The organism is Mycobacterium sp. C31M, from assembly GCF_053345865.1.
In genome coordinates this window covers 209,365-232,618 of the sequence record NZ_JBKFAX010000002.1, presented here as the reverse complement: position 1 = coordinate 232,618, position 23,254 = coordinate 209,365, and the positions used below count along the sequence as shown (strand labels likewise).

At 67.4% G+C, this 23,254-nt stretch carries 22 protein-coding genes and 1 pseudogene; 14 read left to right on the top strand and 9 right to left on the bottom strand.

From position 1 onward, the window contains the following. Positions 1-63: 63 nt before the first annotated feature. Entirely contained in the window at positions 64-2,304 is a 2,241-nt protein-coding gene (locus ACLBYA_RS03645) for a sensor histidine kinase (RefSeq protein ID WP_447707999.1), read from the bottom strand. Positions 2,305-2,501: 197 nt separating this feature from the next. Here ACLBYA_RS03645 and ACLBYA_RS03640 point away from each other — a divergent pair, with 197 nt between their 5' ends. Both ACLBYA_RS03640 and ACLBYA_RS03635 read left to right on the top strand, forming a co-directional pair. Beyond that, complete coding sequence (locus ACLBYA_RS03640) at positions 2,502-3,320, top strand: SHOCT domain-containing protein (protein WP_447707998.1); 819 nt, start codon at positions 2,502-2,504, stop codon at positions 3,318-3,320. Positions 3,321-3,398: 78 nt separating this feature from the next. After that, the gene (locus ACLBYA_RS03635) at positions 3,399-4,253 is read left to right on the top strand and encodes a mycofactocin-coupled SDR family oxidoreductase (protein ID WP_447707997.1); all 855 of its coding nucleotides are present in this window, start codon (positions 3,399-3,401) and stop codon (positions 4,251-4,253) included. Here ACLBYA_RS03635 and rocD read toward each other — a convergent pair. Together rocD and ddaH are read right to left on the bottom strand one after the other, a co-directional pair. Next, positions 4,250-5,467 carry an ornithine--oxo-acid transaminase gene (gene rocD / locus ACLBYA_RS03630; RefSeq protein ID WP_447707996.1) on the bottom strand — a complete coding sequence of 406 codons (1,218 nt, stop codon included), beginning with the start codon at positions 5,465-5,467 and terminating at the stop codon, positions 4,250-4,252. The two genes, ACLBYA_RS03635 and rocD, sit on opposite strands and share 4 nt — an antisense overlap. Positions 5,468-5,528: 61 nt before the next feature. Then, on the bottom strand, positions 5,529-6,377 hold the full coding sequence (gene ddaH, locus ACLBYA_RS03625; RefSeq protein ID WP_447707995.1) for a dimethylargininase: 849 nt from the start codon (positions 6,375-6,377) through the stop codon (positions 5,529-5,531). 121 nt (positions 6,378-6,498) lie between these two features. On the opposite strand from ddaH, the gene ACLBYA_RS03620 reads away from it, so the two are divergent. Further along, complete coding sequence (locus ACLBYA_RS03620) at positions 6,499-6,936, top strand: Lrp/AsnC family transcriptional regulator (RefSeq protein ID WP_447707994.1); 438 nt, start codon at positions 6,499-6,501, stop codon at positions 6,934-6,936. 46 nt (positions 6,937-6,982) lie between these two features. After that, entirely contained in the window at positions 6,983-8,161 is a 1,179-nt protein-coding gene (locus ACLBYA_RS03615) for an NAD(P)/FAD-dependent oxidoreductase (RefSeq protein WP_447707993.1), read from the top strand. 51 nt (positions 8,162-8,212) lie between these two features. Here the strand turns inward: ACLBYA_RS03615 and ACLBYA_RS03610 are convergent, their stop codons facing one another. The 3 genes from ACLBYA_RS03610 to mftR all read right to left on the bottom strand — a co-directional run bounded on the left by ACLBYA_RS03610 (position 8,213) and on the right by mftR (position 10,718). Further along, positions 8,213-9,523, bottom strand: a complete 1,311-nt coding sequence (locus ACLBYA_RS03610) for a VOC family protein (RefSeq protein WP_447707992.1) — start codon at positions 9,521-9,523, stop codon at positions 8,213-8,215. Continuing rightward, on the bottom strand, positions 9,520-10,044 hold the full coding sequence (locus ACLBYA_RS03605; RefSeq protein WP_447707991.1) for an RNA polymerase sigma factor: 525 nt from the start codon (positions 10,042-10,044) through the stop codon (positions 9,520-9,522). The genes ACLBYA_RS03610 and ACLBYA_RS03605 overlap by 4 nt, the downstream gene beginning before the upstream one ends. 98 nt (positions 10,045-10,142) lie before the next feature. After that, positions 10,143-10,718 carry a mycofactocin system transcriptional regulator gene (gene mftR / locus ACLBYA_RS03600; protein ID WP_447707990.1) on the bottom strand — a complete coding sequence of 192 codons (576 nt, stop codon included), beginning with the start codon at positions 10,716-10,718 and terminating at the stop codon, positions 10,143-10,145. A gap of 103 nt (positions 10,719-10,821) precedes the next feature. Between mftR and mftA the strand changes: the two genes are divergently transcribed. The 7 genes from mftA (at position 10,822) to mftG (ending at position 17,295) form a co-directional block, all read left to right on the top strand. Continuing rightward, complete coding sequence (mftA, locus tag ACLBYA_RS03595; protein WP_447707989.1) at positions 10,822-10,917, top strand: mycofactocin precursor MftA; 96 nt, start codon at positions 10,822-10,824, stop codon at positions 10,915-10,917. 2 nt (positions 10,918-10,919) lie between these two features. Continuing rightward, a complete protein-coding gene (gene mftB, locus ACLBYA_RS03590; protein WP_447707988.1) occupies positions 10,920-11,219 on the top strand; it encodes a mycofactocin biosynthesis chaperone MftB in 300 nt (99 codons plus the stop codon). Continuing rightward, complete coding sequence (mftC, locus tag ACLBYA_RS03585; protein ID WP_447707987.1) at positions 11,216-12,457, top strand: mycofactocin radical SAM maturase; 1,242 nt, start codon at positions 11,216-11,218, stop codon at positions 12,455-12,457. The genes mftB and mftC overlap by 4 nt, the downstream gene beginning before the upstream one ends. A 6-nt stretch (positions 12,458-12,463) precedes the next feature. Then, positions 12,464-13,648, top strand: coding sequence for a pre-mycofactocin synthase MftD (mftD, locus tag ACLBYA_RS03580; protein WP_447707986.1), 1,185 nt, complete (start codon positions 12,464-12,466; stop codon positions 13,646-13,648). Positions 13,649-13,768: 120 nt separating this feature from the next. Then, positions 13,769-14,512: a mycofactocin biosynthesis peptidyl-dipeptidase MftE gene (gene mftE, locus ACLBYA_RS03575; RefSeq protein ID WP_447707985.1), complete on the top strand. Its 744-nt coding sequence runs from the start codon at positions 13,769-13,771 to the stop codon at positions 14,510-14,512. Beyond that, the gene (gene mftF / locus ACLBYA_RS03570) at positions 14,509-15,921 is read left to right on the top strand and encodes a mycofactocin biosynthesis glycosyltransferase MftF (RefSeq protein WP_447707984.1); all 1,413 of its coding nucleotides are present in this window, start codon (positions 14,509-14,511) and stop codon (positions 15,919-15,921) included. The genes mftE and mftF overlap by 4 nt, the downstream gene beginning before the upstream one ends. 6 nt (positions 15,922-15,927) lie before the next feature. Next, positions 15,928-17,295: a mycofactocin dehydrogenase MftG gene (gene mftG, locus ACLBYA_RS03565; RefSeq protein ID WP_447707983.1), complete on the top strand. Its 1,368-nt coding sequence runs from the start codon at positions 15,928-15,930 to the stop codon at positions 17,293-17,295. A gap of 3 nt (positions 17,296-17,298) precedes the next feature. Here mftG and ACLBYA_RS03560 read toward each other — a convergent pair whose 3' ends face one another. Beyond that, on the bottom strand, positions 17,299-18,867 hold the full coding sequence (locus ACLBYA_RS03560; RefSeq protein WP_447707982.1) for an MFS transporter: 1,569 nt from the start codon (positions 18,865-18,867) through the stop codon (positions 17,299-17,301). Between the two features lie 91 nt (positions 18,868-18,958). Here ACLBYA_RS03560 and ACLBYA_RS03555 point away from each other — a divergent pair, with 91 nt between their 5' ends. Further along, positions 18,959-19,597, top strand: a complete 639-nt coding sequence (locus ACLBYA_RS03555; RefSeq protein ID WP_447707981.1) for a TetR/AcrR family transcriptional regulator — start codon at positions 18,959-18,961, stop codon at positions 19,595-19,597. Here the strand turns inward: ACLBYA_RS03555 and ACLBYA_RS03550 are convergent. Further along, the gene (locus ACLBYA_RS03550) at positions 19,563-20,828 is read right to left on the bottom strand and encodes a cytochrome P450 (RefSeq protein WP_447707980.1); all 1,266 of its coding nucleotides are present in this window, start codon (positions 20,826-20,828) and stop codon (positions 19,563-19,565) included. The two genes, ACLBYA_RS03555 and ACLBYA_RS03550, sit on opposite strands and share 35 nt — an antisense overlap. A 102-nt stretch (positions 20,829-20,930) precedes the next feature. On the opposite strand from ACLBYA_RS03550, the gene ACLBYA_RS03545 reads away from it, so the two are divergent. Both ACLBYA_RS03545 and ACLBYA_RS03540 read left to right on the top strand, forming a co-directional pair. Continuing rightward, complete coding sequence (locus ACLBYA_RS03545; RefSeq protein WP_447707979.1) at positions 20,931-22,514, top strand: carboxylesterase/lipase family protein; 1,584 nt, start codon at positions 20,931-20,933, stop codon at positions 22,512-22,514. Positions 22,515-22,560: 46 nt separating this feature from the next. Continuing rightward, a pseudogene (locus ACLBYA_RS03540) lies at positions 22,561-22,650 on the top strand (DUF4440 domain-containing protein); the annotation flags it as partial. Here ACLBYA_RS03540 and ACLBYA_RS03535 read toward each other — a convergent pair. After that, positions 22,641-23,120 (bottom strand): hotdog fold domain-containing protein, encoded by a 480-nt coding sequence (locus ACLBYA_RS03535; RefSeq protein ID WP_447708221.1) that lies wholly within the window; start codon positions 23,118-23,120, stop codon positions 22,641-22,643. The pseudogene ACLBYA_RS03540 and the gene ACLBYA_RS03535 sit on opposite strands and share 10 nt — an antisense overlap. Positions 23,121-23,254 lie beyond the last annotated feature (134 nt).

The following is a 23,254-nucleotide window of genomic DNA, read 5'->3' as shown; positions in this document are numbered from 1 at the left end:
CCAGCCCCGATTCGTGTAGATCAACTAAGACTCAGGGCTAACTTAATTGTCGCTGTGGCAGATTTAGGCGATATCGGCACAATCATCCGCGGATACGTCCGCGGGGGACAGTCGGTGGTGAACGCTGACCCAGATGGTGTCCCCGATCTCGGTGACCTCGATACGCGGTGACTGCGCATCGCCGGGCTGCGACGCGATCCCACTGCCGCCGTCATCGCAGATGATGCTGGCGACGACCTCGCCGGGCACCACCGAGATGCCCAGCCGGGCGTTGTCGCGGGCGCCGGCCAGCGTCGTCTCGATGGGTTCGAGGAGTTGGCGGCGCACGTCGGGATCGAGCCGGGGCAGATCGTTGTCGGCGTTGAGCGACACCACGACACCGCGCAGGTCGGCATCCTCGATGGCCGACCGTAGCTCGGCGATCAGCGGGTGGCCGAAGGTCCGGGCCTGGAAGATGTAGAGCCGCAGCCGGCGCGATTCGATGCGGGCCCGCCACTGGATGTCGGCATCGATCGTGCCGGTGCTCAGCGTCTGCAACAACGGGAACACCCCGCGGATCAAGCGGGACGTGCGCCGCACATAGTCGTCGTGCAGCGCCTCGGAGATGCGGCGCTGGGCGTCCTTGGCCCACCGTTCCCGCACTTCCTCGGCGGCGGTCGAATTGGCCTCGCGCAGCAGCACCGGAAAGGCGAGCAGGAACATCTGTACGACTGTCACGCCCGCGGTGTACAACGCCAGGTTGTAGGCCGTTGCCATGGTCGGTTCCTGGACGAAGTTCATCACCGAGGTGCCAATCCAGAATCCGATGATCACCCCGGCCGCGGCCGGCAGCGACATCCGCAGCAGATACGGCAGCACACACAGCGTGGTCGCAAGCAGCGTCCACTGTGCGGGCCCGCCCCGCAGCTCCTCGGGCAGCAACTGGGCCTGGACGAACACCACACCGGCCATCACGATCAAGGCCGGCACCGTCAGATTCGGGCCGCGGCCCAGGATCCGCGGTATGCCGGCCACCACGACCAGGGCGGCGACCGCACCGAGACCGAACTGTGCGACCGCGTGGCCGGAGTTGGCCGCCGCGTACGGGACCGCAACCGTCAACTGCAGCAGCGCGAACAACACGATGCCCATGCCGAACCGGAACAGGATCCGCTCGGTCAGCTGGTCCACGTCGTCGTCGGACGGTCCCTCGGGTGTGGTGCGCAGCGGCTGCTGCCAGTTGATGGTCACGACGGTGCCCTTGCCGGGGGTGGACCGCACCGAGGCGGTGCCCTTGGCGCGACGCATGCGGCCCATGATCGATTCGGCGACACCGTGCCCGAGGGTGGTGTTCACCGGGTCGAAGCCGATGCCGTCATCGGTGACGGTGACCCGTTTGGGGGCGATGTCGATGACGATCGACTTGGCGCGGGCGTGCCGCTCGGCATTGTTCAAGGACTCCCGCACCACCGCCACCACGGCATTGGCCGTGCGGCCGTCGAGCACCAGCCGCGTCAACCCGGTGAGCTGGACCGGTGTCGGTACGTGGGCGATCTCGGCGGCGATCGCGGCGACGATGTCGAACGCCGCATCCGGGTCCGGTGCCGACGGCTCGCCGGACAACAGGGCCAGGTCCCGGCGGGCCTGTGCGGCAATACGTTCCGGTGAGATCTCGGCGCCCTCACCGACAAGGTGCAGGGTGGAGGCGGCGGTGTCGTGCACCAGGGCCATGTGCTCGAGTTCGTGGTCACGTACGGCGGCGGCGATGGCATCACGCAGTTCGGCGTCGTGGTTGTCGGCCCGGGTCTGATCGACGCGCCGCGCCACCTCCAGTGCGGTTGCGATGAGTGCGGTGGTGATCGGCCACTCGATGAGCAGCATGTAGTAGAGCATCGGCACGGAGGCGACCTGATCCCAGCCGACGACCTGCGCGCAGCCGATCGCATACGCGGCGGTGATGGCCACGGCCGCGGGCAGGCTGAACCTCGGCGGTTGCGCGACGGCCACGACGATCACCGCGGTGCCGGCGATGACCTGCGGCACCGAATTCGTATACAGCAGTTGAGGTTCCGTGACAAAAATCGGGACCGCGGCGGCCACCGCCAGGACGTAGCAGAGGTCCAGGATCTGGAACAGCGTCGCCCGGGACCGGGTCAGCAGCCGGTAGGCCGCCCAGCCGAACAACAGCAGCAGCGCGACGAATCCGAAATCGGTCTCCGGGGTGTTCGGCAGCAGAATCGCACTTCCGGCGGCGACGGCCGTGACACTGTTGAGCAGCACGACGGAGATGTCCTGAGCGCTGGTGATCACCTGCTGCTCGGACACATGAACCGCTGGGTTCTGGCCGCGCTCAAGCACAAGACAGTATGTACCAAACCGGCGGTGGCAATGTCAGTCACTTGGCGGACATTGCCACCGGACCCGGGGTGTCGGCGGCGTGTCGACTCGACACCCGTCCAGTGGGGCATCGACGGTCGGCAAAGGCCGTTATTCTGTGCCGGTCGAGGTGGGAGGCGTGACAGATGCTGTGGCGTTACGTAAAGGCGCAGGCCTGGGTGCTGCTGTGCGGCGGCCTGGTGGGCCCGATCTTTCTTGCTGTGTACTTCGCCACAGGTCAGAGCGATCTGATGAAGTGGATGTTCTGGGCGGGGCTGCTGATCACCGCCGTCGACGTGTTGGCGGCACTGGGCCTGACCAGTTACGGGGCGAATGCGCAGGCCAAGACCGCGGCGCTGGAGGCGCATGGGGTGTTGGGGCTGGCGCAGATCACCGGGATGGCCGAGACCAACACCCGGATCAACGATCGCCCGCTGGTGCGGCTCAACCTGCACATCTCCGGTCCGGGGTTCGCGCCGTTCGCCGCCGATGACCAGGTGATCGCCAGCGTCGACCGGTTGGCCATGCTGACCGCGCGCCGGCTCGTGGTGTTGGTCGATCCGGCCACCAGCAAGTTCCAGATCGACTGGAACCGCTCGGGCCTGATCAACGGCCTGATGCCCGCGACGTTCTCGATCGCCGAGGACAACCAGACCTACGATCTGTCCGGCCAGGTCGAGCCGCTGATGGAGATCCTGCAGATCCTCAAGGCGAACGGGATCGGCATGAACAGCATGATCGACCTGCGCAACAACCCGTCCGCGCGGGCTCAGGTGCAGGCCGTGGTGCGCCGGGCCGCCGCCGGGGCGACCCCGTCGGCCCCGGCCCCGGTTGTCGGGGTGCCGCCGGCGCCGACCGTCAACACCGCACAGCGGTTACAGGAACTGGAGACGCTGCGGGCAACCGGGGCCATCTCCGATGACGAGTACACAGCCAAGCGGCAGCAGATCATCGCCGAGTTGTGAGCGGGCGCGGTTTCTAGAACACGTTCCAGTTGGGCTGCTAGCCTGGCCCGGTGCGGGGGTTCGAGAAAGGAACCGGCCATGGCGGCGGCAGATAAACCACTTGATGGCCGGGTGGCCTTCGTGACGGGTGCGGCCCGCGGGCAGGGACGCGCGCATGCCGTCCGGCTCGCCGCCGACGGCGCCGATATCGTCGCCTCCGATATCTGTGCGCCGGTGTCGAGTTGGGTCACCTATCCGGCCGCCACCGCCGAGGATCTCGCCGAGACGGTGCGTGCCGTCGAGGCAACCGGACGCAAGGTGCTGGCACGCGCCGTCGACATCCGCGACCTGGACGCCCAGCAGCAACTGGTGGCCGATGGACAAGAGCAGTTCGGTCGCCTCGACATCGTGGTCGCCAATGCCGGCGTCCTCAGCTGGGGCCGGCTGTGGGAGCTCACCCCGGAGCAGTGGGACACCGTCATCGACGTCAACCTCAACGGCACCTGGCGGACGATCCGGGCCACCGTGCCCGCGATGATCGAGGCGGGCAACGGCGGATCGATCGTCATCGTCAGCTCCTCGGCCGGGGTGAAGGCCACCCCGGGCAACGGGCACTACGCCGCGTCCAAGCACGGGCTGACGGCATTGACCAACTCACTGGCCCTGGAGGTCGGCGAATTCGGCATCCGGGTGAACTCGATCCACCCGTACTCGATCGACACCCCGATGATCGAACCCGAGGCGATGGGCGCGTTGTTCGCCGAGCATCCCAGCTTCCTGCACAGCTTCGCCCCGATGCCGTATCACCGCGTCACCGATGGCAAGAGTGAGGGACTGGCCGCCTTCATGGCGCCCGAGGAGGTCGCCGATGTGGTGGCCTGGTTGGCCAGCGACGCGTCCTCGACGCTGTCCGGCAGTCAGATCGCCGTGGACCGCGGTGTGATGAAGTACTAGGCCCGGCCCGAGGTCAGGATCTCGGCGAATCGGTCCATCGCCCAGTCGATCTCGTCGGGTGTGATGACCAGCGGGGGAGCGAAGCGCAGGGTCTGGCCGTGGGTGTCCTTGACCAGTACGCCGCGCTGCGCCAGCCGCAGGCTGACCTGCTTGCCGGTGCCCAGGGCGGCATCGATGTCGACCCCGGCCCACAGTCCCTTTCCGCGGGTGGCGGTGATCCCCGGCAGCTCGCGCAATCGGGTGTGTAGGTGCGCGCCGAGTTCGGTTGCCCGGGACTGGAACTCACCGGTCGCCAGGATGCCGACGACGGTGGACCCGACGGCGGCGGCCAACGGATTGCCGCCGAACGTGGAGCCGTGCTCACCGGGGTGCAGCACGCCCAGGATGTCGCGGTCGGCGACGACGGCCGACAGCGGAATCACGCCGCCGCCCAACGCCTTGCCGAGCAGGTAGACATCGGGCACCACACCCCAGTGCTCACAGGCGAAGGTGCGGCCGGTGCGAGCCAGTCCGGACTGGATCTCGTCGGCGATCATCAGCACGCCGTTGTCGGTGCACAGTCGGCGGACCCGCGGCAGGAAATCGTCGGGCGGGACGATGATGCCGGCTTCGCCCTGGATGGGCTCCAGCAGGACCGCGACGGTGTTTTCGTCGATGGCGGCTGCGAGCGCGTCGGCGTCACCGAACGGGACGGCGCGAAAGCCCGGGGTGAACGGGCCGAACCCGCCGCGGGCGACCGGGTCGTCGGAGAAGCTGACGATGGTGGTGGTGCGCCCGTGGAAGTTGTTCTGCGCCACGATGATATTGGCCTGATCGGTCGGCACACCCTTGACATCGGTGCCCCATTTGCGGGCCACCTTGATGGCGCTCTCGACGGCCTCGGCGCCGCTGTTCATCGGCAGCACCATGTCCTTGCCGCACAGCTGCGCCAGGGCGGCACAGAACGGGCCGAGCCGGTCGGAGTGGAAGGCCCGGCTGACCAGCGTGACGGTATCGAGCTGGGCGTGCGCGGCGGCGATGATCGCCGGGTGGCGGTGCCCGAAGTTCACTGCCGAGTAGGCGGCCAGGCAATCCAGGTAGCGCCGGCCCTCGACGTCGGTGATCCAGGCGCCCTCCGCGGAGGCCGCCACCACCGGCAGCGGGGAGTAGTTGTGCGCGGCGTAGCGGTTGTCGAGCTCGATGGCCTCCTCGGTGAGGTGCGCCGTGGTGATCACGAGTGCTCCTCGCAAGCTCGGAGAACTCGTTCCGGGCTCATGGTTCGCTCGCTGCGCTCGCTCACGGATGCACTTCCAGCGTGCAGCATTTGACCGAACCGCCGCCCTTGAGCAGCTCGGACAGATCCACACCGATCGGGGAGAACCCGGCTGCGGCCAACTGATCGGCAAAGCCGGTGGCGGCCGCCGGCAGCACCACGTGGTGGCCGTCGGAGACCGCGTTGAGGCCCAGCACAAAGGCGTCCGCGGTGTTCACCGTGAGTGCGCTCGGGAAATGCTTGCGCAGCAGGGCAAGTGCGGTATCGCTGAACGCCGGTGGGTAGTAGGCGATGACGGGTTCCGGGCCGTCGGTGAGCACGGTCAGTGCGGTGTCGAGGTGGTAGAACCGCGGGTCGATCAGTTCCAGGCTGAGCACCGGCATGCCGGTGATCGCGGCGATCTCGTCATGCGCGCGGCGATCGGTGCGGAAGCCGAACCCGGCCAGCACCGTCGCGTCCGCAACCAGCAGGTCGCCCTGCCCCTCGTTGTGGTGGCGGGTGCGGTGGGGCCGCAGGCCGGCGGCGGACATCCAGGCGGCGTAGGCATCGGCCTCGGGGGCACGTTCGGGGAAGGTGAAGTTGGCGACGATGGCGTGGCCGCCGACGACCAGACCGCCGTTGGCGGCGTACACCATGTCGGGCAGGCCGACGACCGGGTCGACGAGTTCGACGGTGTGGCCCAGGTCGGTGTAGGTGCGGTGCAGGGTCTCCCACTGCGTGACCGCGCGATCGACGTCGACTTCGACGGTCGGATCCATCCACGGGTTGATGGCGTACTCGACCGCGAAATGGCTCGGCGCGGTCATCACGAATCGGCGGGTGCGGGACTTTCGCAGGGGTGTCGGGGCGGCGGTGAGATCGGAAACCGTCATGATCATGACGATATTCGCGCTGCTGAGCGCAATCAATCGCCGAGTATTGCGTCTTAGATATCGATTTGTTGTTTAGAGGACGTATTCTTGGCGATCTGTTGTGTAGAGGAGACGATTTTTCGTGGACGAGACCGACGAACGCATCCTGGCCGAGCTGACCGACCATGCCCGGGCCACCTTTGCCGAGATCGGCGAGCGGGTGAATCTGTCGGCTCCGGCGGTGAAACGCCGCGTGGACCGGATGTTGGAGCGCGGGGTCATCCGCGGGTTCACCGCGGTGGTCGACCGGCAGGCGCTGGGGTGGACCACCGAGGCCTATGTGCAGGTGTACTGCCACGGCACCATCGCGCCCAGCGAGCTGCGCCGGGCCTGGGTCGACATCCCGGAGGTGGTCAGCGCGGCCACCGTCACCGGGACCGCCGATGCGATCCTGCATGTCCTGGCCCGCGATATGCGGCATCTGGAGGATGCGTTGGAACGCATCCGGGCCAGTGCCGATATCGAGCGCAGCGAGAGCATCGTCGTGTTGTCCAACATCATCGAGCGCAGCCGCTCCTGACGGGGTGACAAGCCGAAGTGGCAGCAGGTGGTGTAAGAAGACCCACGTGACAAACAACGGTGGAATCGTCATTGTCGGTGGTGGGTTGGCGGCGGCTCGGACTGCCGAGCAGTTGCGCCGCGCGGAGTACTCCGGACCGATCACGATCGTCAGCGACGAGGAGCACCTGCCCTACGACCGGCCCCCGCTGTCCAAAGAGGTGCTGCGTAACGCCGACCACGATGTGGTGCTCAAACCGCAGGAGTTCTACGACGAGGGCAACATCACGCTGCGGCTGGGGTCCGGTGTGCAGTCGGTGGACACCGCGGCGCGGTCGGTGACGCTGGCCGATGGCTCGACGCTCGGATACGACGAGCTCGTCATCGCGACCGGTCTTGAGCCCAAACGCATCCCGTCGTTCCCCGATCTCGAGGGTATCCGGGTGTTGCGGTCACTGGGCGAGAGCGCCGAACTGCGTGCCCATGCCGCGACGGCCCGACGCGCGGTCATCATCGGCGCCGGTTTCATCGGCTGTGAGGTGGCCGCGAGCCTGCGTCAGCTCGGTGTCGACGTGGTGATCGTCGAGCCGCAGCCCACCCCGCTGGCCTCGGTGCTCGGTGAGCAGATCGGCGCGTTGGTCACCCGGTTGCACGAGGCCGAGGGTGTGCAGGTGCGCTGTGGGGTCGGCGTCGATTCGGTGGCCGGCGACGGCAAGGTCGAGAAGGTGGTGCTGTCCGACGGCACCGAGCTCGACGCCGACGTCGTGGTGGTCGGTATCGGTTCGCGGCCGGTCACCGGATTCCTGGACGGCAGCGGTGTCACGGTGGACAACGGTGTGGTGTGCGATTCGGTCGGGCGCACCAATGTCGAACATGTCTGGGCCATCGGTGATGTGGCGTCCTGGCGTACCGAGGCGGGGCATCAGGAACGGGTGGAGCACTGGAGCAATGTCGCCGAGCAGGCGCGAGTGCTGGTGCCGTCGATCCTCGGCCAGGAGCCCGGTGCCCCGGCGATCTCGGTGCCGTACTTCTGGAGCGATCAGTACGACGTCAAGATCCAGTGCCTGGGCGAGCCGGCTGCCGATGACACCGTGCATCTGGTCTCCGATGACGGCCGCAAGTTTCTGGCGTTCTATGAGCGTGACGGTGTGGTCACCGCGGTGGTCGGCGGCGGCATGCCGGCCAAGGTGATGAAGGCCCGCGGCAAGATTGCCGCGGGCGCTCCGATCACGGATCTGATTTCCTGACGATTCGGCGCGGAAACGTACGCTGGCCGTACGTTTCCGCGCCGAAATCGCTCAGAACTCGCCCAGGTAGAACCGGGCCCCCTGGTCGTCGGTGCACAGCGCGGACTTGCCGTAGGACTGCACCGAGGGCTCCTCGATGACGGTGCCGCCCGCCGCACGGACCCGGGCCACTGCGGCGTCGATGTCCGCGACGGTCCACATGGGCACCGTCGCGGGCGCGGAGCTACCGCCGGCCAGGCCGGCCATCGGTTGCGAATTCTGCACCGCCCAACCGTCTTCCACCCGGCCGGTCTCGAACGTCCAGAACAGGAACCGGCTGTAGAAGCTGCGGAACGCCGCCGAATCCCGGGTGTAGTAGGTGATGTAGGACAGTTCGCCCGGCCCGGTGCCGTTGAGTGCCGGCCGCGGTGTGCCCGGGGTGGGCCGGAAGACCGCGAAGTCGACACCGGAGGGGTCGACGGCGTCCAGCACCGTGCCGAAGTCGAACTCGGTCTCCTGCCCGGGTGTGCCGCCGCCCTCGATGATCGACTGCCGCGCCGCGGCCAGATCGTCGACGGCGTAGCAGCAGAACATGGTGTGTCGACCCGGCACCCCGTAGATGCCGGTCGGCAGTGCGGTATTGGTCACCTGGTTGGTGCGGCGGTCGAGGGTCCAGCCCAGTACCTGTGCGTAGAAGGCGGCGGCGCGCTCGACATCGTCGGTCCACACCGAGACGTAGCCGACGTCGCCGTGCTGGATCGGCACCGCCGCACCGGTGACCGGTCCGGACAGCATCCAGCGGTGCCCGAACGGATCGATGATGGCGGCCGTGCGTGCGCCGTAGTTCTCGTACGGTTCGCGCTGCACGGTGGCGCCGCCGTCCTTGGCCCGCGCGAGCACGGCGTCGGTATCGGCCACCGGCAACATCAGGCTGACCGAAACCTCCTGCGGTGCAGGCGCCTTGAGGCCGATCTCGGGATACTCGTCGGCGAGGTAGAGCATGCCGCCGCCGATCTCGAGCTCGGCGTGGCCGATGCGGCCGTCGTCCATGACGTACGGGTCGCCGACCTGGATCGCGCCCAGGGTCTCTACGTACCAGGCCAAGGCCGCACGGGCGTCGGCCACCGCGAGATAGGGCAACGCGGCCGGCCGGGGGACCGTCGACGCCGCGGCGGGCCGCGCAATGGATGTGGCGACGGGCGTCGGTGAATTCAGTTCTGCGATGGCGGTATCGGTGCCACTCATCTCGACTCCTTCGGTGTTGTCGGGCAGGGTGAGGGCCGATTCCAGACGGGCGCGCAGTCGGGCGGCGAACGCCGGATCGGGAGCCACCGGAAGCTCGTTCCCGCGCAGGACGGTCAACGGATCGCGATTGTTGTTCACGGGTTCCCTCCTTCCGGTGTGGGGTAGTGCGATCGGAACGCCCGCCGCGCCCGCACCAGCAGAGCCTCGGTGGCGCCCACGGTGCGGCCGATCAGCTCCGCACATTCGGGCACCGTGCAGTCGTCGAGATAGCGCAGCGCCAGCACGGTGCGGTGCTGCTCGGGCAGATGCGCCAGCACCGATTCGGCGACGATGCGGTCCAGTTCGGCGTCCCAATGGTCGGTCGGGTCGATCGGTTCGGGTAGTTCTGCCACCGGCACGCTGAACCTGTCATGCCTGCGGCGGTAGTGATCGGCGAGTTTGTGCCGGGCCACCCCGATCAGCCACGGCACCGTGATCGGCGGCGGTACAGCCTTGCGGGCGGCGTCCATGGCCGCCAGGAAGGTGTCCGACGTCAGATCCTCGGCGGTCGCCCGGTCCCCGCAGCGGCGGGTGAAGTACCCGTACACCACGGGTAACGCCTCGTCGTAGAGCTCCAGGAGCTCATGAGGCGCGTCGCGGATGCCCGATTCGACGCTCACACCCTTATCGTCGCCGTCCGGGCCTCAACTCCGACACCCCAATTTTCTTGCGATTTGTGGAGTCTTAGCCATAACCAGTCCGGGTAAGACTCCACAAATCACAGGGTGTGCAGGCCGGCGCCGACGACATCGAAGCTGTCGGCCAGGGCCTGTTCGAGTGAAATGGTCTCGTCGGCCAGCCATTGGCCGTAGGCGGTCAGGGCCACGCCCAGCAGCGTCCACGCGGTGGTCTGCGGTACCAGTCCGCCGGGCACCTCACCACGACGCCGCGCCACATACTCGGCCACGACGGCCCGCCAGCCGGCGTACATGGTCATCGAATGTGCTTGCAGCGCATCGGTTCCGAGGATCAGGTGCATCCGCTGGCGGTGGCGCTCCTCGTCGTCGAAGCGATTGAACGCCAGCAGGGCGGTGCGCAGGGCTGCCGCGATATCGCCACGTTGGTCACCCTCGGCGAGCAGTTCACGCATCAGGTTCAGGTGCGAGTCGAAATCGCCCCAGGGGATCGCGTTCTTGGACGGGTAGTACCGGAACAGCGTGCGCCGGGCGATGCCGGCGGCCTTGGCGACATCGTCGACGCTGACCTCGTCGAACCCGCGGGTGGTGAACAGGTCGAGTGCGACGTCGGTGATGTGGTCCTGGGTGGTGGACGGACGCCGGCCGACACGCGACATCAAATCACCCTTCCATTTGTGCACTCGATGCCATATTCTTGCGACCCAGGTCACAATTGTCGAGGACCTGCACCGAAGAAAAGCCCAGAAAGGTGTGTACCAAATGGACCAGAACCAGAACGTCGAAACCGAGACCCAGCTCGTCACCGAGTCGCTTGTCGAAGAGGTGTCGATCGACGGTATGTGCGGGGTTTACTGATCGTGAGCGCACCCACTGCTGATGCAGTGGCGTTCGACCCCGATCGCGGCTGGCGGCTGCACCACCAGGTGGCGGTGCGGCCGGAGCCGTTCGGGGCGCTGCTGTACCACTTCGGTACCCGCAAACTGTCTTTTCTGAAGAACCGGACGATCGTCGCGGTGGTCAATTCGTTGGATGACCATGCCGATATCCGATCCGCTTGTCGCGCCGCCGGTATCGCCGATGACGCGCAAGGCCCGTATCTACATGCGCTGAGTGTGTTGGTGAAGTCCCACATGCTCGTCGCCAAGGAGACTTCATGACCGTCCTTGATACCGCGCCAGCGCGGGGCGGGCTGCGCCCGCAGGTCGTCCCGATCAAATCCGAGCCCGTGAAGGTTCCCAAGCTCGTCGAGCAGTTCGAACACGGGTTGGACGCCCCGATCTGCCTGACCTGGGAGCTGACCTATGCCTGCAACCTGTCGTGTGTGCACTGCCTGTCCTCGTCGGGTAAGCGTGACCCGCGTGAGCTGAGCACCGAGCAGTGCAAGGCGATCATCGATGAGCTGGAACGTATGCAGGTGTTCTATGTGAACATCGGCGGCGGGGAACCGACTGTGCGGTCGGACTTCTGGGAGCTGGTGGATTACGCCACCGAGCACCATGTGGGGGTCAAGTTCTCCACCAACGGGGTGCGCATCAACGAAGAGGTGGCCGCCAAGCTGGCGGCTAGCGATTACGTGGATGTGCAGATCTCGCTGGACGGGGCGACCGCCGAGGTCAACGACGAGGTCCGCGGTCCGGGTTCGTTCGCGATGGCGATCCGCGCGCTGGAGAACCTCAAGAACGCCGGGTTCAAGGACGCCAAGATCTCGGTGGTGGTGACCCGCCACAATGTGGATCAGCTCGACGAGTTCAAGGCACTGGCCGACACCTACGGTGCGACGTTGCGGATCACCCGGCTGCGCCCGTCGGGTCGTGGTGCCGATGTGTGGGACGAGCTGCATCCGACCCCGACCCAGCAGGTGCAGCTCTATGACTGGTTGGTCGCGCGCGGCGAGAACGTGCTCACCGGTGACTCGTTCTTCCACCTGTCGGGGCTCGGTGAGCCGGGCGCGTTGGCGGGGTTGAACCTGTGCGGCGCGGGTCGGGTGGTGTGTCTGATCGACCCGATCGGTGATGTGTATGCCTGCCCGTTCGCCATCCACGACAAGTTCCTGGCCGGAAACATTCTGACCAGTAATGGTTTTCAAGACGTCTGGCAGAACTCGGCGCTGTTCAACGAGTTGCGCGAACCGCAGTCGGCCGGCGCGTGCGCCAGCTGCAACCATTTTGATGCCTGCCGCGGTGGTTGTATGGCCGCGAAGTTCTTCACCGGTCTGCCGATGGACGGGCCCGACCCCGAGTGCGTGCAGGGTTACGGCGAACCGGCGTTGGCCGCCGAACGGAACAAGCCCAAGTCCAGTCAGGACCATTCCCGCGCCGGCGGGAGAAAAGGTCCCGTCCCATTGAAGTTGTTGACTGTCCCGCCCAAGAAGTTCTGTAACGAAAGTCCTGTGTAGAAGATCATGGCTCGTGATACCTGGTTCGAAACCGTCGCCATCGCCCAGCAGCGTGCGAAGAAACGGCTACCCAAGTCCGCCTACTCCTCGCTGATCTCTGCCAGCGAGAAGGGGGTCTCGGTCTCTGACAATGTCGAGGCCTTCTCCGAGTTGGGTTTCGCCCCGCACGTCATCGGCGCGACCGAGAAGCGTGAGATGGCGACAACGGTGATGGGCCAGGACATCTCGATGCCGGTGGTGATCTCGCCGACCGGGGTGCAGGCCGTGGACCCCGACGGCGAGGTCGCGGTGGCCCGCGCGGCCGCGGCGCGCGGTACCGCGATGGGGTTGTCGTCGTTTGCGAGCAAACCCATGGAAGAGGTGACCGCGGTCAACGACAAGATCTTCTTCCAGATCTACTGGCTGGGTAGCCGCGACGACATCCTGGCCCGGATGGAGCGGGCTCGGGCGGCCGGCGCCAAGGGGTTGATCCTGACCACCGACTGGAGCTTCAGTCACGGCCGGGACTGGGGCAGCCCGAAGATCCCTGAGCAGATGGATCTCAAGACGATGATCAAGATGTCGCCCGAGGTCATCACCAAGCCGCGCTGGTTCTACAGCTTCGCCAAGCACCTGCGTCCGCCGGATCTGCGGGTGCCCAACCAGGGCCGTCCCGGTGAGCCCGGCCCGACCTTCTTCGAGGCGTACGGGCAGTGGATGGGTACTCCGCCGCCGACCTGGGAGGATGTCGCCTGGCTGCGCGAGCAGTGGGGTGGTCCGTTCCTTCTCAAGGGCATGGTCCGCGTCGATGATGCCAAACGTGCTGTTGATGCCGGGGTTTCGGCGATCACGGTGTCCAACCATGGCGGCAACAACCTGGATTCCACCCCGGCGGCGATCCGGTGCCTGCCGGCCATCGCCGATGCTGTCGGTGATCAGGTCGAGGTGTTGCTCGACGGCGGCATCCGGCGCGGCAGCGATGTCGTCAAGGCCGTGGCCCTCGGCGCGCGGGCCGTGCTGATCGGGCGGGCCTACCTATGGGGCCTGGCCGCCAACGGCCAGGCCGGTGTGGAGAACGTCCTGGACATCCTGTCCGGCGGGATCGACTCCGCACTGCGCGGGCTGGGCAAGTCCTCCATCCACGACCTCACCCCCGAAGACATCCTCATCCCGGACGGCTTCACCCGCACCCTCGGCGTGCCGCGGACCTGACACCCGCCGCCATGTTGGGGCGGGCGTTACTCACGTGACGGACGTGGCCCGGTGTCCGCCGACCGAGCGACACAGGCGAATTCATTTGGATCGCATGCGCCAACAATCGGCGCACACCAGGTGAATTCGGCCTACCATCGGCGGGTGGCTTTACCCGTCGAGCTCGGTGAACAGACGTCGAGCGGACCGCTCGGTAGCGCGCCCGACGAGACACCGACGCTGATCGTCCCGCTCGGGTCCATCGAGCAACACGGACCGCACCTGCCCTTGGATACCGATACCCGCATCGCCACCGCGGTCGCACGTCGGCTGGCCGCCGAACTCGGTGACGGCTGGCTGCTGGCGCCGGCACTGAGCTACGGAGCCAGCGGCGAACACGAGGGTTTCGCCGGGACGATCTCCATCGGTACGACCGTGCTACAGCTACTGCTGATCGAGTTCGGCCGCTCGGCGTGCAACTGGGCTGACCGGGTTGTCTTCGTCAACGGTCACGGTGGCAATGTCGAGGCATTGGCCGGAGCCGTCGCATTGTTGCGGACCGAAGGGCGCAACGTCGGGTGGTGCTCGTGCACGGTCGCCGGCGCGGACGCCCACGCGGGACATACCGAAACATCTGTATTGCTACATATTTCACCGGAGGCCGTCCGCTCCGGCGCCGTGGTTGCGGGTAACAGCGCACCGCTGCCCGAGCTTATGCCCGCGATGCGGGCCGGCGGGGTTGCCGCGGTCAGCGCGGTCGGTGTGCTGGGTGATGCGACCACGGCCACGGTGGCCGACGGGGCGCGGTACTTTGCCGCTATGGTCGACGGGTGCGCCCGCAAACTGCGGGCATGGACCCCGAACGGACAGGGGATGCTGACATGACCGGGCCGCGGCTCCCGGACGGATTCGCCGTCCAGGTCGACCGCCGAGTCAAGGTGCTCGGCGAGGGTTCGGCGTTGCTGGGTGGGTCGCCGACGCGGCTGCTGCGGCTGGCGCCGGTGGCCCAGACCTTGCTCGACGACGGCCGCCTGGAGGTCCACGATGCGGTGTCGGCGCAGCTGGCCCGCACCCTGCTCGATGCCACGGTGGCCCATCCGCGGCCCGCGACCGGCCCCTCGTATCACGATGTCACCGTGGTGATTCCGGTGCGTAACAATATCTTAGGGGTCAGCCGACTGGTCCGTTCGCTGCGCGATATGCAGGTGGTGGTGGTCGACGACGGATCGGCCGTCCCCGTCTCGGAGGTCGACTTCGACGGTGCGCACTGCGCGGTGCGGGTGGTGCGGCACGAGCGTAATCGCGGCCCGGCGGCCGCCCGCAACACCGGCCTGAAGGCCTGTGACACCGACTTCGTGGCGTTCCTGGACTCCGATGTGGTGCCGCGGCGGGGTTGGTTGGAGGCGTTGCTCGGGCATTTCTGCGATCCGGCCGTGGCGCTGGTGGCGCCGCGCATCGTGAGCCTGTGCGAACCGGACAACCTGGTCGCCCGCTACGAGGCCGTGCGGTCCTCCTTGGACCTCGGTATGCGGGAGGCGCCGGTGGTGCCGTTCGGGCCGGTGTCCTATGTGCCGAGCGCGGCCATCATCTGCCGGCGCAGCGCGCTGTTGGACGTCGGCGGGTTCGACGAGACGCTGAAGTCGGGTGAGGACGTCGACCTGTGCTGGCGGTTCGTCGAAGCCGGTGCCCGGTTGCGCTACGAACCGATCGCGCTGGTCGGCCACGACCACCGCACCCAGCTGCGGGAATGGTTTGCGCGCAAGGCCTTCTACGGCCAGTCCGCCGCGCCGCTGTCGGTCCGGCATCCCGGTAAGACGGCGCCGATGGTGGTGTCCCGGTGGATGCTGCTGCTCTGGACATTGGCGGCGACCGGGTCGAGTTTCGGCTACTTCGCCGCGGCCGTCATCGCGGTGCTGTTCGGACGTCGGGTGGCCAACTCGCTGGAGTCGGTGGACACCGAGCCTCGTGAGGTCGCCACCATGACCGCGCACGGACTGTGGGGTGCCGCCATGCAGGTGTCCTCGGCGATCTGTCGGCACTACTGGCCGGTGGCGCTGCTGGCCGGATTGCTGTTCCGCCGTTGCCGGCGGGTGGTGCTCGCGGCCGCCGTGCTCGACGGCCTGGTCGACTGGTCGACCAGGCACAACAGCATCCCGCGCGACACCCAGCGGGTCGGCCTGTTCAGCTACCTGCTGCTCAAGCGGCTCGACGATATCGCCTACGGGCTGGGGCTGTGGACCGGTGTGGTCCGGGAGCGGCACCTCGGCGCGCTGAAGCCGCAGATCCGTACCTGAGCCGGCGTGCGGATCGTCATCGTCGGCGCGGGCAGCGCTGGTTCGGTTCTGGCCGAGCGCCTTTCACGCGAGCCGGACCGGCATGTGACGGTCCTGGAGGCCGGTCCACCGGCGGCCGATGCTCGGTTACGTGACGCGCACCGGCTGCCGATCGGCGCCGACAGCCCGGTTGCGGCCCGCTTCCCGGCCACCCTGACCGACGACCCGCCGCGGCAGGTCAGCCTGGTCCGCGGCCAGGTGGTCGGCGGGTCCGGCGCCATCAACGGGGGCTACTTCTGCCGCGGCCGCGCCGCGGATTTCGACGGGTGGGCAGTGCCGGGTTGGACCTGGGACGATGTGCTGCCGCACTTCCGGGCGATCGAGACCGACCTGGATTTCGACGGGCCGTTACACGGCGGGACGGGTCCCATCCCGGTGCGCCGGACTGCTGAATTCAGCGCCGGGACACGGCAGTTCGTCGACTCGGTGCTGGCACACGGTTACGAGTGGATCGAGGACCTCAACGGGCCACCGGCCGATGAGGGTATCGGTGCCCTCCCGCTGAACGTCACCGACGGTGAGCGGGCCGGGCCCGGATCGCGGATGCTGACCCCGGCGTTGGGTCGGCCCAATCTCGAGCTGCGCACCGGCACCCGCGCGCGGTCCGTCCGATTCGCCGGCCGCCGGGCGACCGGTGTCGACGTGATCGGCCCGGACGGTGCCACGACGCTACCGGCCGACCGCATCGTGCTGTGCGCCGGAGCGATCGCCACCGCCCAACTTTTGATGGTGTCCGGCTGTGGCCCCGCCGATGTGCTGGACCGCGCCGGTATCCCGGTGCTGGCCGACCTACCGGTGGGAACAGCGTTCATCGACCACCCGGAATGGCTGCTGCCCACGGCGTGGCCGGCAACCGCAGGACGGACGCCGCTGGAGGCCGCACTATCGGTCGAAGACTGCGAAATACGGCTTTACACAAAGGGTTTTGCGGAGATGGTGGGAGAGGTGCCGTCGGATCCACCGCATCTCGGTGTCGCCCTGATGCGCCCCCGGGCGCGCGGTCGGCTGACGGTGATCTCGGCCGATCCCGGTGTCGCGCCGGTGATCGAGCATCACTACGACACGGTCGACGGGGATGTCGCGGCATTGCGTGCCGGCGCCGAGCTGGCCAGGGACATCGCCGGAATCAAAGCTAGCGAAGCGAACTGGTCCACCACCCAGCATCTGTGCGGCACCGCCCCGCTCGGAGCGGTGCTCGACCCGCAGTGCCGGGTGCTCGGTGTCGACGGGCTGTGGGTGGCCGACGGCTCGATCCTGCCGAACATCACCTCGCGCGGGCCACACGCCACCATCGCCATGATCGGCCACCGGGCGGCCGAATTTCTCAGTGCCTGAAGCCTATCGTCGCCGAAGCGGTCGTAGCTGCCGCCCGTCGCGACCCGGTGCCCACAGCCCGATGACGATGGCGCTCACCCCGACGATGATCGCAAGCCCCAGCAGCGATGTACTCATCGCCTCGACGAATGCCGCCCGGCTGACCTCGGCGAGTGCGGCGCCCTGCGGGCCGACGGTCGCGGCCACCTCGAGCGCCTGACCGAGTGAGCCGAGCGCGGCCGCCCGCGCCGGCTCCGGTAGCCCGGCCGGCAGCAGCGGAGCAAGGTGGTCGGTGTACTGGGCAGCCAGCAACGAGCCGGCCAGCGCGATGCCAAGGGCGGCGCCGACCTCGCGGGTGGTGTCGTTGACCGCCGAGGCGACCCCCTGATTGTCGTCGGGTGCGGTGTTCATGATCGCCGAAGTTGTTGGCGCGGTGAGTAGTCCGATACCGATGCTCATGACCAGCAGTGGCCACACCACTGCGCTGTAGCCGTCGTCGACGTTGATGCGACTCAGCAGCAGGAAGCCCACCGCGATCAACGCCAACCCGGTGAACACCACCAGGCGCAACCCGGCCCGCGGCAGGTACCAGAACGATGTCGCCGACAGCGCCAGCACCGGCCCCATCAGCGGGGTCAGCGCGAATGCCGTCCCGATCGGGCTGTAGCCGAGGATCAACTGCATGTGCTGCATGACGACGTAGAAGAAGCCGAACATGGCCAGGAAGAACACGGTGATGGCGGCCGCGCCGGTCGCAAACGTCGGATTCGCGAACAGTCGGACGTCCAGCAGCGGATGCGGCCGCCGCAGCTCGATGGCGCCGAAGGCCAGGCACAGCACGGCGCCCACCCCGATACAGCTGATGACAAGGGTGTCGGACCACCCGCGTGCGGGCGCCTCCAGGATGCCGAAGACCAGCACCGCCACGCCGCCGCCGATCACCACCGCACCGACCCAGTCCAGTGGTTTGGCGACGGCCTCCCGTGATGTCGCGATGGTCAGCGTCAGCACGAACAGCAGCACACCCGCGGCGGTGAATGCCCAGAAGATCGACTGCCAGGAGAAGAAGTGCAGCAGCCCGCCCGAGCCGAGCATGCCGACGATGGCCCCGCACCCCGCCGTTCCCGCCCAGATGCCGACGGCCTTGTTGCGCTGGTCTTTTGGGTACGCGGCGGTGAGCAGGGACAGCGTCGCGGGCATCACGAACGCGGCACCGGCACCCGCGGCTGCGCGCGCGACGATCAGGTGGATCGGGTCCGACCAGATGGCCGGTGCCACCGAGGCCAATGTGAACACCGCCAGTCCCAGCAGCAGTGCGCCACGTCGCCCGTAGCGATCGCCCAGTGCGCCGGCGGGCAGCAGCAGGCACGCCAGCGCCAGGGTGTAACTGTCGACGATCCAGGTGAGTTCGGCCTGGGTGGCCGAAGTGGCCTTGGCCAGATCGGGCAGGGCGGTGTTCAATGCGACCATCGACGAGATGACCAGCAACACGCCCAGGCACGCAATGAGCAGTGTCCAGACCCGCGCTCTGGCCGACAAAGCGGCCAGCGCCGGGTCGGTGGGTCGATCGGAGTCTGCGAGCGTGTCGACCATGGGGAGCCCTTCGACGTGCGCGTCATTTTCAAGACCATCAGTCTTGTTTCGAGGCTAACAGTCGTATTCTCGATGTGGAGGTGAGTTGGTCATGACGACGGGAACCGACCCCCGGCCGGCAAGATCGCGTGCCCGGTTATTGGAGGCGGCGACGGGACTACTGCGCACCGGCGGACCCAGTGCGGTCACCGTCGATGCCGTCATCCGGGCCTCCAAGGTGGCCCGCGCCACCCTTTACCGGCATTTCCCCAGCGGTAACGACCTACTGGCGGCGGCCTTTCACGCGTTGATCCCGCCGGCCCCGGCACCGCCCACCGACGGCACATTGCGGGAGCGGCTGGAGGCCGTCGTGGTGGCCCAGGGCGAACTGATCGCCGAGGCGCCGGTGACCGTCGCGGCGATGTCCTGGCTGTCGCTGGGTGCCGAGATGACGTCGTTGCCGTTCGAGGGGGAGAGCGTGCAGGTGCAGACGCTGCGCGAGCGGGTGGCCCAGCAGTACGCGGCACCGCTGGAGGAGGTGTTGTCCAGCCCGGAGTCCATCGCCGAACTCGGCGAGGTCGATCGGACGCTGGCCGCGGCCCTGCTGCTCGGGCCGATCGTGCTCGGAAAACTCAGCACCCTGCCCGATTTCGACTACCCGACGGTCGCGCGCGCCGCGGTGAACGGATTCCTGGCCACCTGTGCACGCGGCGAGATCAACGCACCGAGTACCGGATCGGTAGGTGCTTGAGTCCGCCGACGAACGTCGTCGCCGACAGTTCGGGTTCGCCGGCCAACTCGATCGACTCCAGACGCGGGATCAGCTCGGTGAACAGGCTGTTCATCTCCATCCGCGCCAGCGCGGCGCCCAGGCAGAAGTGCACGCCGTAACCGAACGCGACGTGCTTGTTGTTCTGCCTGCCGACGTCGAAGCGGAACGGCTCATCGAACACGTCCTCGTCGCGGTTGCCCGAAGCGTAAGCGAGGTAAACGGATTCACCCTCGGCGATGCGTACCCCGCGCACCTCGGTATCGGCGGTGGCGGTGCGCATGAACTCCTTGACCGGGGTGGTCCACCGGATCATCTCTTCCACCGCGGTACCCATCAGCGACGGGTCCTGTCGCAGCCGCTCCAACTGATCGGGGTTCTCGATCAGGGCCAGCAGCCCCCCGGAGATGGCGTCCTTGGTGGTGTCGTGGCCCGCGCTGGCGACGATCACGTAATAGGACGCGGTGTCGACATCGGAGAGCGGTTCGCCGTCGATGCGGCCGTTGGCGATCGCGGAGGCCAGATCCTCGGTCGGGTTGGCCCGGCGCGAGGCGGTCAACGTGGAGAAGTAGGCGAAGAAGTCCAGCAGTACCGCCAGTTGATCCTCCAGGGACCCGCCGTCACGCTTGTACTCGTCATCGTCACCGCCGAACATCTCCTGGGTGAGCATGTGCATACGCTCGTAGTCCTCCTCGGGCAGGCCGAGCAGCGACATGATGACGTAGAGCGGGAAGTGCACCGCGATCTCGGTGACAAAATCACACTCCGGGCCGATATCGCGCAGCTTGTCCACATACCGTTTGGCCAACTCGTCGACGCGGACCTTCAGATCGCGCATTGCCTTGGGGCGGAACCAATCTGAGCCGATGGCGCGGACCTTGCGATGGTGCGGGTCGTCCATGTGGATCAGGGTGCGCAGCCCCATCCCGGCTTCCAGTTGCTGTTTGGCCAGATCATCGGCGGCGGCGGTGGCCAGCAGTGGGCGCGGTTCGCTGATGAACAGGTTGTTCTCCCGTTCGATGGCCATGATGTCGGCGTGCTTGGTGATCGCCCAGAACGGGCGGTAGCGCCGTGACTCGACCCGGACGACCGGTTCGTGGGCACGCAGGTACGCCATTGCCTCGTGCAGTCGGGCGTCGTCGGCATAGGCCTTCGGCTCGACAAAAACTCCTGCGTACTCGCTGGCCCGGTCATCCTTGGTCGGAGTGCTCATCAAGTGGCTCCTTCGTTTTTGACGGGTGTCAAGTCATAGTCTAGGGGGCCACCGCGACCCGCACGCCAGGAATGCCGGAATCGTCGTCAGTACCCTCGGGGCGTGCTCTCCCCGCTGCGACTCGTCCGGATCGTGCTGGCGTCGTTGACCGTTGTGGCGGTCGTCGCCGGATGCACCCGCGGTGATTCGGGTGCCGCGGCGTCGCTGCCGCCCGACCCGTCGGTGGTGCAGACCGTCGACGGCCTGGTGCAGGGTGTCGCCACACTGGACAAGCGGAATTTCGCCGGCATTCCGTACGCCGCACCACCGGTGGGTCCGCTGCGATGGCAGCCGCCGCAACCGGTGACGCCCTGGACGGGGGTGCGCGATGCGACCAAGGTCGGCCCACGCTGCATTCAGGACGAGGGCACCGATCTGGAGATGGGCAGGCAGACCGACGAGGACTGCCTCACCCTGAACGTCTGGACGCCGCCGCCGTCGGACGAGAAACGCGCGGTGATGGTCTGGATTCACGGCGGTGCGTTCATCAACGGCAACGGCGGGATGTACGACTCGCGCTGGCTGGTCGACCGCGGCGACATCGTCGTCGTCACGCTCAACTACCGCCTCGGCGCCCTCGGCTTTCTCGCGGATCCGGCGCTCGGCCCGGCCGGTGAGGTCGGCAACTACGGGCTGCTGGATCAGCAGGCGGCGTTGCGCTGGGTGCACGACAACATCGCGGCATTCGGCGGAGATCCGGACAAGGTGACCATCGCGGGTGAGTCGGCCGGCGGGATGTCGGTGTGCGACCACATGGTCGCCCCCGGATCGGCCGGATTGTTCCGCGCCGCGATCATCCAGAGCGGGCCGTGCCAGGCGCAGCTGGCGCTACCGGACTCCGAGCGGATCAGCCAGGACTACGCCCGCGAAGTCGGCTGCGCCGACCGCGCCACGGCCGCTGCCTGTCTACGCGCGCTGCCGGACCACAAACTGCGAAAACCGGTGTGGTACGGCCGAATCGGTGAGGACACCCTCAGCGGCCCGGTGTACGGCACGCCCGTGCTGCCCGAGGATCCGATGGTGGCGTTTCGGGAGGGCCGGGCGGCCGACGTGCCCGTACTGATAGGAAGCAACCGCGACGAGTTCACGCTTTTTGTGGCATTGCAATATCTGCGCGGCGCCCGCAAGTACGAGCCGGCCGAGTATCCCGACCTGCTCGCCGATACCTTCGGGCCACAGGCCGCCGCCGTCGGCGCGCGGTATCCGCTGGACCGCTACCGCGGGAGCGCGCCGCTGGCGTACTCGGCGGCGGTCACCGACGGAGTGTTCGCCTGCGTGGCCGATCAGATGTCCGATGAACTGGCCAGGACCACCGACTTGTATGCCTACGAGTTCAACGATCCGCGACCGCCGACCCCCGAGCCGATGGCCACGCTGCCGTTTCCGGTCGGCGCCAGCCACTCGCTGGAATTGCGCTATCTGTTCGACGTGGGCGGCGCGCCACCGCTGAACCCGGCACAACAGCAACTGTCGAACCAGATGATCGACTACTGGACGCAGTTCGTGAAGACCGGATCGCCGGAGGGGGACTGGCCGCAGTTCGACGCCGGAAGGGTGATGTCGCTGCAGCCCGACGGCAGTCGGGTGACCGACGATTTCGCCGCGGTGCACCAGTGTGATTTCTGGGCAGGGCTGGAGGGTCGATAGTGGAGTTCGCGCAGGAGTGGGTGCAGGCCTGGAACCGCCACGACGTGGAGGGTCGAGTCTGGTGATCAACTACCGCAACGAGGTGCTGATCTTCGACGGTGACCTGGTCCGCGAAGGCCACGGCACCTATCTCTGAGCGGCCGGCGTCACCCAGGTGGTGATCTCGGCGTGCACCACCTCGGTACCGTCGCGGTCGGTGATGCTGACCGGCACCACGATCTCGGTGCCCTCGGTGATGGCCGCGAAGTCCGGCGGCGTGAACTCGGCGCGGGCGCGCAGCGATGTGGTGGCCTTGGCCAGGTAGGCCACCGTCATGCCCTTCGGGATCCAGCGGTGCGTGGTCGGCACGGTGGCCTCCATGGCCATCCCCATCGCCACCTCGGCGGCATTGCACGAGGCGATCGCGTGCACCGTGTGTAGGTGGTTGTAGACGTAGAACCACTTCGGGACGTCGACCTCGGCCAGGCCCGGTTCCATCCGGCGGATGTGGGGCAGGACCGAGGCGAAATACGGCACCCGCACCATTGCGGCTGCGGAGAACAGGCGGCTGCCCAGCGGTTTCGTCGACAGCTGCTGCCACGCGCGATAGGTGGGACTCGTCATGATCAGCTACCTTACTCGCCGGTAAGATAGCTTCGAGGAAGCCCACGGGGCGCGCGCAGACATAAAACTGTCGTAAACGGCCCGAAAGGTGCAGTTTTGCGTCTTCTCGGCGGTCGGCAGGCTGGTTGATCAGGGAT